Source organism: Photobacterium sp. WH77, assembly GCF_022014395.1.
Lineage (GTDB): Bacteria > Pseudomonadota > Gammaproteobacteria > Enterobacterales > Vibrionaceae > Photobacterium > Photobacterium arenosum.
The window spans coordinates 121414-134525 of sequence record NZ_JAKLTE010000008.1 but is presented as its reverse complement, the minus strand read 5'-3'; the positions used below and the strand labels follow the sequence as shown (position 1 = coordinate 134525).

The window sequence follows — 13112 nt, the reverse complement described above, 5'->3', positions numbered from 1 at the left end:
GTATTAAACAGGGGGAGGCTCTCCTCCCCCACAACTCATCCCCGGCTCTTTTTTGCAGACAATCAGCGTTCAAGCAGATCTGCTGTCGTGACCGCCTTAATCTTGGTTGGAAAACTATCGGCTGCCGACAGCACAAAGGTATGATGCTGCCGGATCAACTCGCCGGAAGCATACGGCTTGTCATGGGTTGTATGCGCATCAGACACTAATTCAATCTCATAACCCAGCACTGCCGCACGCCGCGTGGTGGTATCCACACAAAAATCCGTCGCGTAACCGCAGACGACAAGTTGTTCGATTTCAAGACGATCCAAGGTGGTTTTCAGTACCGTATCATGGAAGGCGTCCGGCGTCGTTTTACGCACAAAAACATCGCCTTCTGCGGTGATCAGATCGGTATGCAACTGCCAGCCTTCGCTCTGATAGGCTATCTCAGTATCAGGCTCTTCATGCTGAACAACAATCACAGGCAAGGCTTTCTCTCTGGCCCATGTGGTGAGCTGATTAATCCGTGCAACCACGGCATCCGCTTCAAATGGCTGAGGCTCAGGTTCAAAGCAGATACGCTGTACGTCGATAACCAGAACGGCTGTTTTCATCGTGTGTCCTTACATTATTGTGTGGTGGAGAGAATGTCAGTGATAGTCAGTCAACAAATGCACAATATGCAGTTAAACCCTTAAATTAACAATCCTGATGTCGCTATTAACCTCCGGCTAGTTCAACTTTTTCGAACGATCTATTCACTTCGGCACTCTGGTACTGCGCCATGGTCAAAGTAAGATGAAGGCATGGGAAAGGCATTCGCTGCAAGAAGGGGAGTCAGTATGTTTCACGCTCACGTGTATTTTGATTTACCACAACTGGATTTAGCTGAGCAGGTGCGCCAGCGCATCATTGCAGAAAGAAAAGCCGATATTCTGGCGATTTACCCGCTGGTGCCACGCTTGGTAGGCCCACACGACAAACCGATGTTTGAAATGCATTTTGCCGATAACCAGACAGGCTTTATTGATTGGCTGGATCAGCACAGAGAAGGTCTGTCTGTACTGATCCACCCGGTATCAGAAAATGAGCTCAATGATCACACAATTCATGCTCGCTGGCTGGGTAAACAATTACCCGTGCACACTGAGATTTTTACAGCTCAACGGTAATCTTTTCCGCCAGAGACATAGCCAGGTTATTGTCGTAGTACGCCGCTTCATTAATGAAATGCGGGTAAGCTTCATAATCGCCGTCCCAGCAAATCTCACTGCCGTCAAACAGGGTAAAGATAGGATCGCCGCCATGCAGAGGTCTGAAATCGTTATCCTGTACATTTTTATGCACCATGCCGATTCGCTCGCCTTGCGCGTTTTCTGGCAGTTTTAAGGTTTCTGTGTAACGGAATGCTTCATAGGTCGGGGGCAGTTCCGGCAATTGGCCTTTGTTATACAGATCGACATAATCCAGGATATGGCCTGTCATTGTCTCCATCCAATCCAGCACATCCTGGCGAATGACAGATTGCGGCTGAGGGCCAATCTCAACAATCACACCCTGCTCTGCAATAGAGCAGACAAACTTATGCTCAGCCAGTGGAATTTGATCTTCAAAGACCACTACAGCTTCAGGCATGTGTGCTTTAACATACGCGCCCATTCGAATATTGAAATCATCCGATTGCAGCACTATTAACGTAGGCCCCATGTTGCTGGTTGTATTGTGTAAATCAATGATGAAATCTGTTTTGGCATCCCCTTTTGGCCCCAAAACCGCATTCATGACCTTTGCCCTGCTTTGCTCGTAGTTCGCCAGCTCAGGGTTGGCCAGATCTTCTACCGCAAACTGACGGTTCAGATCGCTGTCAAGGTAGCGTTTATTCTCTTCATGCGCTTTGGGATTAGCAAACAGAGTCTGCGTAGTGAAGCTCTCTCGGGTAATGCGACTGGCATCTTGCTGCCATTTGCGCAGCAAATAAATACCGCTGAATTCATTACCGTGAGTACCGCCCACAACGGCTACAGAATTAATGCTTTTCATCCTTATCATCACCACTTGGATTATCAGAAAACTTGAAGAGAATCTCAGTATGCCAGCCTTCTTTGCGGCAAACAAACGAATAAACAGGCGCATTTAAGGCAAATTTATTCAAACGCTTAATGCGTTACCTTGCCTCTCATCGATTTGACCTGCCCACGCTGGGTTTTCTTATCTACCCGCCGCCGCTGAGAGGATTTGGTCGGCTTTGTGGGCTGGCGTTTTTTCTCTTGCCTGGTTGCTGACTGAATCAAGGTCTGCAACCTCTGCAGAGCATCTTCTTTATTCTGCTCCTGAGTTCTGAACTGCTGAGCCTTGATGATAATCACACCCTCTTTGGTTATCCGCTGATCAGAGAGCTGCAACAGCTTTTCTTTATAAAAATCAGGCAAAGTGGAGCGCTTAATATCAAAACGCAAGTGTATGGCACTAGAGACTTTATTGACATTCTGCCCTCCCGCTCCCTGAGCGCGAATGGCGGTAATTTCTATTTCCCAGTCTGCTATTTGTACTGTGTTCGATATCTGCAACATAACCACTTAATCGTTTGGACTTCCCTACTGGTATTATCTGGGCCTGAAGCATTAAATGCCAGTGAAAAGCCAAATTACCCAGGCTGATAACACCTTCAATATGTGATCTGCTCTGCATCTCGCCTGCGGGGGGATTCATCGTTTCCTTGAGTGAGCGTATCCTGTCGTCATCAACAATCATTATGTTTTACAACAGTCAGTTATGAATATTTTACTGGGGTATATCGCAGAATCTGGCCAGTTTTTACGCCCTTGGATCAGCGACATTGCAACGGCCATGATGGCATGCCTGCTCGTGGTATTTGGCTCAGATATCAATATGATACTGCGGCGTTATCTGTCGGGGACGAACTTTATCCTGCGCACCTGTGCCTTCATTTTTGTGAATGCATTCGGCTATGGCTTTATGATCATTGCTGCCGCACCCTGGTTAGCCAGGCAGTTGAGCGGGATGAGTAATGTATGGCTGTTTACCGTAATAGTGGGGACTTTCATCTTTCTTGGCAGCTGGGCGCAAAGGAATAACCAAGTGTAAATTAACCGCCTTGCGGCGGTTAATTTCTTGAGTGGGCCGATTAGAAATTCACGGTCAAACCATCGGTGCCAAGTATTTGGTCCAGTAGTGTGATATCAACAATCAGGGTATCACCGGCTTGCTCTGGGTTATCTTCATTACCGTTACAAACCAGGTTCAAGTCATAAGTATCTAATGGCAGGTAACCAATCTCATACTGACCTGTGACAGGATCAACAGCTGCTGATGACACAGGTTCATTGTCAGAACCTAAATCACCAAACTGACCGCCATTGGCTATTGAATACACATAGACAAATGCATCAGACAAGTCGCCACTACACAACGATGCGCTTACCGTGCCGTCAATGGCAGCGACTGCTGTATTATCAACCACACGGACACCACGAGGTTTCAGCTGGTAGCCGTTGGCATTAAGTACCATACTTTTGCGCAAGTCAAATTCAATGGTATAAGCCTGGGTTGAATCAGCCTCGACAGTAAATCCATCAAGTTTCAGTTCACCGCTCGGGACGCGAATACCTTCCACAGCATCACTTTCAGTAACAACATGCGAATAAGGTGTGCCGTCAGTATATGTGCCCTTTTCTAATACAGAGAGGCGCATCTGAGTATATTGACCGGCAAGTAATACTTCATCGCTCAGCACCTGAAGGGCATTTGCACCTTGGTAATCCAGCAGGTCAATCACCATGAACTCAGGATTCCCGTTCGCATCTTCAGGAATAGAAAGTCCATCTGGCACGCACGATGCTGAGCTTTGAGCAGCGGCAAAAGACGTTGTTCCCCAAGACGCTTCGCTGCCCCCTGTGTGATGAACCGTGATATTGTCAAATGCCACACAGACTTGCTTTAAACCATCAACCGGGGCGTCAGACATAGCCAGGGAAAGTTTTCCCGTCGACTGGTCATCTGAATCTGAGCCACAACCTGCCAATAGCATACTTACCGTAGCGGCTATCATTAATTTTTTCATTTGACTGCTCCACTCGCTTTTTGAGCAAGCTTAACGAGTTATTGCAGTCAAAGCATTATCCGCAACGAAAGTTAACAACAAGATGACAATGGCGAGCAGGGAAATACCCTCAGAGCATGCTGTAATGAAAAACAAGCTTCTTATTTGTTACGGGATTAATCCATCCGTATGCAGCCATGCTGGACAGAACGAGGATTCTCAAGGCGATGAAGACAGGAGCCTACTGACTGCAGATCCTGATATTGATACTTAACAACCATCGCGGCTGCCAGCAGCAAACCAATCAGCGAGAGACGAGTCAGCCACAGCCATTGCTTATGTAATGCCATTGCAAGTGTGAACAAACACCCTACAACGATAAGCAGCAAACTTGGTGCAATATAACCCAAAAGCACTCACTCACCTCAAAAATATGCCAATGACCGGAATAATACGGTGTTATACGGAATATTTAAAGATGATTTATACACATTTACATTCACTCAGAGTGGCATAATTATTAGGACAAATGACCATAAATGCATCTTTGGACTGAGATCTCACTTGAAAGACTTAAAAACAAAAAAGCCTCGATTTCTCAAGGCTTCTGTGAACAAAGCAACGGCAGAAACCTGAGAATTAAATGACAAGGCCACCATCAATTTTCAGTGTCTGCCCAGTGATAAACGTGGAATTATCACTGGCTAAAAACAACGCACCGTTTGCAATATCTTCTGGCTTACCCATACGCTGCAATGGTGTTTTCGATTTCATATACTCCAGGATTTTTTCAGGCAGGTTAACGGTCAGCGGCGTTTCCACAAAGCCAGGAGCGATACAGTTAGCTCGCACCTGAGCACCTTTTCGTGAAAATTCTTTAGCCCAGCCCTTAGTCATCGCTATCACTCCGCCTTTAGTGGCGGCATAATTGCTTTGTCCAATATTACCATCGGTACCTACCACAGATGACATAGTAATGATTGATCCTACGCCGGACGCCATCATCACAGGTGCCACTGCCTGCGTCATATTGAACACCCCTTTCAGGTTCACGTCCAATACCATATCCCACTCATTTTCCGTCATTTTATCAATCAGATTATCTCTGGTGATCCCCGCATTATTTACCAGCACATCTACACGACCATAATCTTTTACAATGTTGTCAACAAAGCGACTAACCGACTCCCGGTCACAGACATTCAACTCAATGGCTTTTACATTTTTGTAAGTTTTCTCCAGTTCAGCCATTGCTGCTGCATTCATATCACAGGCATAGACAACTTCAGCCTGCTGGTTAGCAAAGGTCTCGACAATACAACGGCCTATGCCTTGTGCGCCTCCCGTAACGATGCAAACTTTATTGTTCAACATACTTAATTCCCTCTTAGTTCAAAAAACTGAAGCGAAAATCGAATCCAGTGCGGGCACACTGCTTCACCGCTCACTTCCATCATGTTGATTTTAGATGAAACAAATCAAAAGATTACCCTCAATGCTGCAATTCACCTTTGCGACCACTCTAATGAATCTATTAATCAAATCGCCCTGCTGAATACCTGGGCGATAATCATAACCTTATCAAGACAGTTTGTTACCAATATGACATTAAATTACACACGCCGCATTTCTCCCTTGAGTCACCTGTACTATTCCATATAAAACAGAGGATTAGTCGTTATCACTCCCTCGTCATGAACTCTTCACTGGTAATGAAGACGGCATTTGCTATAAATGTATCAGGGAAGTGCGCAAGGATCAGATGCAGACATGCTTGATAAAGTAGTTTTTTTTCTACACGTAGTGCGAAATGGCTCGTTAAGTGAAGCTGCAAAGCAATACGGGATTTCTGCGTCTGCCGGCAGCCGCTGGCTCAATGAGCTGGAAGAAAGCATGGGGGTCAGCCTGTTAAAAAGGACGACACGGAAAATATCACCGACCCAGGCAGGACAGCGTTTGTATGACAGGTTTAACCTGATAAACGGTGAGATTAATGATGTATTCAATGAAGTTCAGAATCTGAGTAATGAAGATAAAGGCCAGATACGCATAGCCAGCACGCCTTTGTTTGCTAAGCATTACCTCAGCCAGATTATTGGTGAATATGTCCAGCTCCATCCGTCTATCAATTTTGTTGTTCTTGAAACAGCATTTGAAGTCGATCATGTTCATGAAGTTGACTTCGCTATCCGTGCAAACGCAACCTACAGAGGTTTTCAGGATAAAGACAGTCTGCTGGTAAAACGATCGCTCATCCGTGAACCACTTATCGCCTGTTGTTCACCCAAATATATCGTACAGTACGGTGAGCCGCGCCTCCCCGAACAGTTAAAACAGCATTTTTGTCTTTACGCTACGACACTGGTCGGTGGCAATAAATGGATTTTTGAGCAACATGGTGAGTACAATTCCGTAGAAATAGCCCAAACCGTTGAAGCTGACGACAGCGAAATACTGAAGAATATTGCGCTTGCCGGAGGAGGTATCGCTTATCTGCCTTACAGTCTTGTCAGTGAAGAATTAAATAACGGCCAGCTTCAAGCTGTTCTCAAAAATTATGTCAGCAGCCAGTTTGAACTTAATCTTTACTTTAAACCCCGTAAGTACATGCCTGTACGTTGTGTTAATTTTAAAGACTATTTAATTGAACGCGTTGAGGAAATGGACAGAATAAATAAAAAAGCCCTGGGGTTACCCGAGCCCATCAGAATACGAGTAACAGGATAAATCTGTCATATATTTTCTGTCATAGTGTTCCCGGTGAATTTCAGGCATAAAAAAACCGGGGAAACCCCGGTTTTTCTTTCATGGTATTTCAGTCAGCAATTACTCAGCGCTTGGCTTACTGCGTTCCTGACGTGGAGCGTGGTTACGCTCGCCACGGAAGCTGCCACGATGATCGCCACCACGGTTGCGATCAAAACGGCGCTCGCCTTCACGACGGCCACGGTTTCCATCACGTCCACCGCGCGGTGCACCATCACGTGGTGCGCCATCACGGCCGCCACGACGGTGTTCACGAAGAACATTGTCTTCAACAACCACGGCTTTCACGTCATTCTGACGAATACGCAGTTTCTTCAGTTGAGCGATGATCTCCGGGGTCATCTTCTTAGGTAACTGAACATAAGTATGCTCAGGAGCCAGTTTGATAGCACCGATATAGTCTTTGCTCAGACCCAGCTCGTTCGCGATAGCACCAACGATGTCTTTAACCTGAACACCTTGTTCACGGCCAACTTGCAACTGGTAAGTATCCCAATCGGCATTGTTGGATTGACGGCGTTCACGACGCTCGCCTCGTTCACTGCGCTCGCCACGTTCAGGGCGGTCACCACGACGATCACGACGTTGTTTCTCACGCTCGATCGCAGCAATCATAGGGTCCGGACCTTTATAGAACAAAGGACGATTACCTTGCTGACGTTTCAGCAGAATGGCTGCCAAAGTGGTCGCATCAACATCCACTGAACCTTGCAGTTTCTCAACCAGCTCTACAAATGCTTCCAGGCTTGCGCTTTCTTTCTGCTCTTCCAGCTCTTTACCCAGACGATCCAAACGCGCCAGAGCTACGTCATCACGCATAGGAAGCTGAATCTCTTCCATACGGGATTTCGTTACACGCTCAATGGTACGCAGCATGCGGATCTGGTTAGTGCGAACCAGAAGAATCGCTTTACCTTTACGTCCTGCACGGCCAGTACGACCAATACGGTGGATATAAGATTCAACATCAAACGGGATGTCGTAGTTAAATACGTGCGTAATACGTGGTACATCAAGACCACGAGCAACAACGTCAGTGGCTACCAGAATATCGATAACGCCACGTTTGATGTGATCAACTGTACGCTCACGCAGAGACTGAGGAATATCACCGTGAAGTGCAGCCGCTTTAAAGCCACGTGAAGACAGCCAATCAGCCAGTCGCTCAGTATCCTGACGGGTACGGACGAAAACGATTGATGCATCGGTTTCTTCAGTTTCCAGCATACGAATCATAGCTTCGTCTTTCTCTACGCCTTTTACGACCCAGAATTGCTGTTCTACTTTCGCTACGGTACGGTTTTCACCCGCAACATCAATGCGTGCAGGATCGCGCAGGAATCGGTCAACGATTTCCTTCACCATAGGTGGCATAGTTGCAGAGAAAAGTACGCGTTGTGCTGACTCTGGCGCTTGCTCCAGAATCCAGGTAACGTCGTCAACGAAACCCATTTTCAGCATTTCATCGGCTTCATCCAGAATGAAAGTATGGACTTCATCCAGGTGCAGGCGATCACGGCTGATCAGGTCTTTCACACGACCAGGGGTACCAACAACAATGTGAGCGCCAGTCTTAAGCACACGCATTTGATCGACGATAGACGCACCGCCGTAGATTTCTAATACTTTCAGACCCTGGATATTTTTACCCAGGTTCTTAATTTCAGCAGCAACCTGAATAGCCAGCTCACGAGTAGGAGCCATAACAATTGCCTGAGGCTTATGTTGCTTCAGGTTAATTTTGTTCAGCAGAGGCAGAGAGAATGCAGCAGTTTTACCTGTACCAGTCTGAGCCTGACCCAGCGCATCGGTGCCGGTTAAAAGAAGTGGAATGGAAGCAGCCTGAATTGGAGTAGGTGCCACGAAGCCCATCGCATCAAGTGCGGATAAAAGAGTGTCGGCCAGTTCTAACTGGCGAAATTCTGTAACAGATTCTTGCATTGGGATCCCAATAGGTAATCGAACGTAAACGGGGCCCCTTTGCCTTTAACACGGTTCAGCAACTGTATCCACAAGCATGGGCCTCGACTAAGGCGCGCATTGTGCGCTATTCAAGTCGAAATTACCAGAAAAAATTGATTGCTGTCACAAATTATAACTTAAGCAATTATTTATTATTCAAACAGCTTGCGATATGTACATTCTGACAAGTTTTCTAGGCATACTGATTCTCATCCCATTGAAAATATTGATTCCTGCCACCTTGTTTCGCGAGATATAACCCCTGATCAGCACCTGCTAACAGCACCTCTTCCTGAATGTTTTCCGTCGGCATTCTGGAATACAGACCCATACTGATACTGATAACCCCTTGACGCGTACCAGAATGCGGGATCTTTAACTGATTGACGGCATCAAGCATTTCCTCTGCCAGTAACCGGAGCGTCTCAGCATCCATTTCCGGTACAAGACAGACAAACTCTTCACCGCCATAACGGCTGAATACCGCTTTCTCATACCGGTTCACTATATTGTCTAATGTCACCGCGACCTGTTTAAGACACACATCGCCTCTCTGATGCCCATAGGTATCATTAAAAGACTTAAAATGATCCACATCCAGAATAATAATGCTTAGCGGTAACTGTTTGCGTTTGGCCACATGCCAATAACGCTTCAACGTCAAATCAAAAAACCGTCTGTTCGCCACGCCGGTCAGGCCATCCTGCATGGACCAGGCTTCCAGCCGCCGGTTAGCGTCTTCTAATGCCTTATTGGTCTGCTGTAATTCCTGGGTGCGTAAATGCACGCGCTGTTCGAGTTCAGCATTCAGCTTGGTTAATGCTTCATGACTTTGCTTAATCACGATTTGCTGGCCCAGCGCCGCGCCAAATAATTTCATGATTTCTTTCTGGTGATCAGTCAGGCTTCGCTGGCTGATCAGGTTATCCGCTGCAATCCAGCCAATACAGTTGTCACTGTTCCACATTGATATCATGGCATTCCAGCCTGTACCGACCTGCTGCGTACCATAATAAAGAGGCGCATTTTCCTTAACCACTACCACGTCTTTGCGACTGAGTGCTTCATGGACCAGCGGATGATCAGGAATATCGTTAACAAAAGTGCGGCGGGATACAACATTGCCCTGAGGATCAGTGCCGTACGTCCCCTGCATGGTGTACTGCTGCATATCGGTCAGAAAGATAGCTAACCGATCGATCCCCAGCTTTTGCCGGCCCAGCTCTATCGCGGTTCTGTACAGACAATCCAGATCGTTGGATTCTGCAAGTGCCAGCGTGACCTCATGTAACTGCTTTAGTAAAGATAAGTATTCTCTGAGCGAGTAGTTACGAACTTCCAGTTCAGCCTCAACACTGCGCCGGCTGATATTATGTGTCAGTGCTTCTTCACGCAGCATATGTACACTGATATCAGACGCTATCAATAACAGTACTCGCTCGAAGGCTTTCAGGTTGTCATCCAGACGTTCTGGGAGTGGCGTTTCTGCGTATAAATAGGCAACGACTTTTTCGTGCATTATGATCGGAAAAATCACCCGGCGCCAATCGCCTGTCTGTTCTGTCCAGATGGCTTTGAACGGCGTTGCAGACTGGGCAGAAACGGCCTTACGGGATTGTTTGGATTCTAAAAGTAAATCTGCTGGTACACCATTGTAGTTCGACAAGGGTAAAGGATGCAGGTAATACTTAAACTCTTCATTACCCATCCAGCTAGCTAGCACTTTCGATTGGCCTTCATGCTCAACTAGCAATGTCAGATAGGTTAAATCCAGCATATGATGCAGCGTTGAAAGCAAACGATGGCACCAACGCTCCATGTTTGCCTGACGGGCAAGCGTATCAACGAGTTTATCCAACTCATCGTTGAGTTTAAACGGCATGCTTTTCCTTACGCGATTATCTGTCTTATCACTTCATCGTGGGTAGAACAGAGTACAAAATACTCCAGATTGAAAATAATAACGACCTCAGATGCACACTTCGAAAATTGAAGGATAACTTTCTGCAACATTTGTGACCAATCATTAATATGAACAATTAATGTCCGTTATTCCGCCAGAGGCGTTTACCCGGCTATTGATAGGTATATCATTGTATATTAAGTCGTTCTGACACTTTTCCGACAAATGATTACCCAGATCTGGATAACCAGAATTTCTGCTGAATGAATAGCTTTATCAACAGCACTCACTGCCCTTCTTGACAGTGAAAGCCGGAAAAGTCGGATTACCCTTGGTTTTGAGCCTGTTAATACGTATAGTGTGACGGTTCATAATCCGGGACCAGGCATAATGTTTCAAGATAATCCGCTTTTAGCACAATTGAAAAAACAAATTCAAGAATCGCTTCCTAAGAAGGAAGGCCAAATCAAAGCCACTGACCGCGGTTTTGGTTTTCTGGAAGTCGATGGAAAAGAAAGCATCTTCATTCCACCTAACTATATGAAAAAGGTAATGCACGGCGATCGTGTCATTGCTGTTATTCGTACAGAAAAAGAGCGTGAAGTTGCTGAGCCGCAAGAGTTGGTTGAACAGTTCGTGACTCGCTTTATCGGCCGCGTCAAACTGATCAAAGACCGCCTGAATGTTGTTCCGGATCATCCACAGCTGAAAGAAGCTATCAAAGCTCGTACAGTCAAGGGATTAAACCCTGAAACCCTGAAAGAAGGTGACTGGGTTGTCGCTCATCTGACTCGCCATCCTCTTGTTGGCGATAACAAGACTTTCTTCTGTGAAATCAAAGAAAAAATTACCGATAGCGAAGATAAAATTGCCCCATGGTGGGTCACGCTGGCACGCCATGATCTTCCTAATGCTGAACCTGCTCCGCAAGAGAGCTGGAACATGCTTGACGAAGGTCTGACACGTGAAGACCTGACAGAAATACCTTTCATTACTATTGATGGCGAATCAACCAAAGACATGGACGATGCCATTTATACCGTAGCGAAAGAAGATGGCAGCTTCGAAATCACTATAGCGATTGCCGATCCGACGTCTTACATCGAAGTTGGCAATGAAATGGATAAGGAAGCTCGCGAGCGCGGCTTCACAATCTACCTGCCAGGCCGCAACATCCCCATGTTGCCGCGCGAGCTGAGCGATGAGCTTTGTTCTCTGATGGAGAATGAAAAACGCCCTGCCCTATGTTGCCGTGTAACGGTTGATAAAGACGGTGTGATTGGCGACGACATTACTTTCTTTGCGGCATGGATCCGTTCGCAAGGCCGTTTAAGCTACGATGATGTCTCCGACTACCTGGAAAATGGCAGCTCAGCAAACTGGTCTCCTTCTGCAGTTATCGATGAGCAGGTACGAGCCCTGCAGGCTTTTGCCAATGCCCGTAGCGAATGGCGCAGCAAAAACGCCGTGGTGTTCCCGGATCGTCCGGACTACCGCTTCGAATTGAGCGAAGACAACGATGTGATCGCAATACATACCGATCCTCGTCGCACTGCGAACCGAATGATCGAAGAAGCCATGATCACCGCGAATATCTGTGCCGGACGTATGCTTCAGGAAAAATTCGGCAAAGGTGTTTACAACACTCATGCCGGCTTCAATCCTGAAAAACTCGATACCGCCATGGACTTCCTGACCAATGCAGAAGCGCCATTCGACAAAGAGCAGTTGCTGACGCTGGAAGGCTTTAGCGCCCTTCGCCGTTGGCTGAACACGCTTGATACCACTTATCTGGATAACCGACTGCGCAAATTCCAGGCTTACAGTGAAGTAGGCAACACACCTGCTCCGCATTTCGCAATGGGCCTGGATGTCTACGCAACCTGGACTTCTCCGATTCGTAAATACGGCGATATGATCAATCACCGGATGCTGAAAGCGGTCATTTCCGGCAATGAGCCGACTCAAACGCCAGATGACAATATTGGTGAGGAAATTGCCACCCATCGCCGTAATCACCGTATGGCAGAACGTGATGTAGCTGACTGGCTATATGTTCGCCTGCTAAAAGACGCGGTTCAGGAAGGTACAGTCTTTACCGCTGAAGTGTTCGATATCAATCGCGCCGGCATGCGTGTTCGCTTGCTTGAAAACGGTGCTTCGGCCTTTATTCCTGCGCCACTGATTCTGGACAATAAGCAACGCATCGAATGTAACGGTGATCTGGGCATCATTAATATCGATAAAGTGCGCGAGTTCCAGCTTGGTGATCACTTCGACATCGTCCTGACAGAAGTCCGTGAAACTACACGTCAATTGGTTGCCAAACCTGTTAAGCAATTCCCTGAGATTAACGCTCAGGAACCCGAAGAAAATCAGGCCGAAACCGAAAAAGCGTGATAATCCCAAGAACCAGGTTGGAACTCTCCAACCTGG

General features: G+C 46.8%; 11 protein-coding genes. 4 read left to right on the top strand and 7 right to left on the bottom strand.

Annotated elements, in window-relative coordinates:
• Nucleotides 1-62: 62 nt before the first annotated feature.
• Nucleotides 63-599: a cysteine hydrolase family protein gene (locus L6J37_RS10695; protein WP_237795038.1), complete on the bottom strand. Its 537-nt coding sequence runs from the start codon at nucleotides 597-599 to the stop codon at nucleotides 63-65.
• A 228-nt stretch (nucleotides 600-827) separates the two neighbouring features.
• Between L6J37_RS10695 and L6J37_RS10690 the strand changes: the two genes are divergently transcribed.
• Nucleotides 828-1157, top strand: coding sequence for a DOPA 4,5-dioxygenase family protein (locus tag L6J37_RS10690; protein ID WP_237795037.1), 330 nt, complete (start codon nucleotides 828-830; stop codon nucleotides 1155-1157).
• On the opposite strand, the gene L6J37_RS10685 is transcribed toward L6J37_RS10690, so the two are convergent.
• A complete protein-coding gene (locus tag L6J37_RS10685) occupies nucleotides 1141-2025 on the bottom strand; it encodes an aspartoacylase (RefSeq protein WP_237795036.1) in 885 nt (294 codons plus the stop codon). The two genes, L6J37_RS10690 and L6J37_RS10685, sit on opposite strands and share 17 nt — an antisense overlap.
• A gap of 116 nt (nucleotides 2026-2141) precedes the next feature.
• Nucleotides 2142-2555 (bottom strand): alternative ribosome rescue aminoacyl-tRNA hydrolase ArfB, encoded by a 414-nt coding sequence (gene arfB / locus L6J37_RS10680; protein WP_237795035.1) that lies wholly within the window; start codon nucleotides 2553-2555, stop codon nucleotides 2142-2144.
• Nucleotides 2556-2757: 202 nt separating this feature from the next.
• Here arfB and L6J37_RS10675 point away from each other — a divergent pair, with 202 nt between their 5' ends.
• The gene (locus tag L6J37_RS10675) at nucleotides 2758-3090 is read left to right on the top strand and encodes a DUF3392 domain-containing protein (RefSeq protein WP_192013579.1); all 333 of its coding nucleotides are present in this window, start codon (nucleotides 2758-2760) and stop codon (nucleotides 3088-3090) included.
• 40 nt (nucleotides 3091-3130) lie between these two features.
• Here the strand turns inward: L6J37_RS10675 and L6J37_RS10670 are convergent, their stop codons facing one another.
• Nucleotides 3131-4066, bottom strand: coding sequence for a DUF4382 domain-containing protein (locus L6J37_RS10670; RefSeq protein WP_237795034.1), 936 nt, complete (start codon nucleotides 4064-4066; stop codon nucleotides 3131-3133).
• A gap of 618 nt (nucleotides 4067-4684) precedes the next feature.
• Nucleotides 4685-5419, bottom strand: a complete 735-nt coding sequence (gene fabG / locus L6J37_RS10665) for a 3-oxoacyl-ACP reductase FabG (protein ID WP_237795033.1) — start codon at nucleotides 5417-5419, stop codon at nucleotides 4685-4687.
• 396 nt (nucleotides 5420-5815) lie between these two features.
• On the opposite strand from fabG, the gene L6J37_RS10660 reads away from it, so the two are divergent.
• Nucleotides 5816-6772 (top strand): LysR family transcriptional regulator, encoded by a 957-nt coding sequence (locus L6J37_RS10660; protein ID WP_237795097.1) that lies wholly within the window; start codon nucleotides 5816-5818, stop codon nucleotides 6770-6772.
• A gap of 99 nt (nucleotides 6773-6871) precedes the next feature.
• On the opposite strand, the gene L6J37_RS10655 is transcribed toward L6J37_RS10660, so the two are convergent.
• Nucleotides 6872-8752, bottom strand: a complete 1881-nt coding sequence (locus tag L6J37_RS10655; RefSeq protein WP_192013569.1) for a DEAD/DEAH box helicase — start codon at nucleotides 8750-8752, stop codon at nucleotides 6872-6874.
• Between the two features lie 214 nt (nucleotides 8753-8966).
• Nucleotides 8967-10655, bottom strand: coding sequence for a sensor domain-containing diguanylate cyclase (locus tag L6J37_RS10650; RefSeq protein WP_237795031.1), 1689 nt, complete (start codon nucleotides 10653-10655; stop codon nucleotides 8967-8969).
• A 411-nt stretch (nucleotides 10656-11066) separates the two neighbouring features.
• On the opposite strand from L6J37_RS10650, the gene L6J37_RS10645 reads away from it, so the two are divergent.
• Nucleotides 11067-13076 carry an exoribonuclease II gene (locus tag L6J37_RS10645; protein ID WP_237795030.1) on the top strand — a complete coding sequence of 670 codons (2010 nt, stop codon included), beginning with the start codon at nucleotides 11067-11069 and terminating at the stop codon, nucleotides 13074-13076.
• Nucleotides 13077-13112 lie beyond the last annotated feature (36 nt).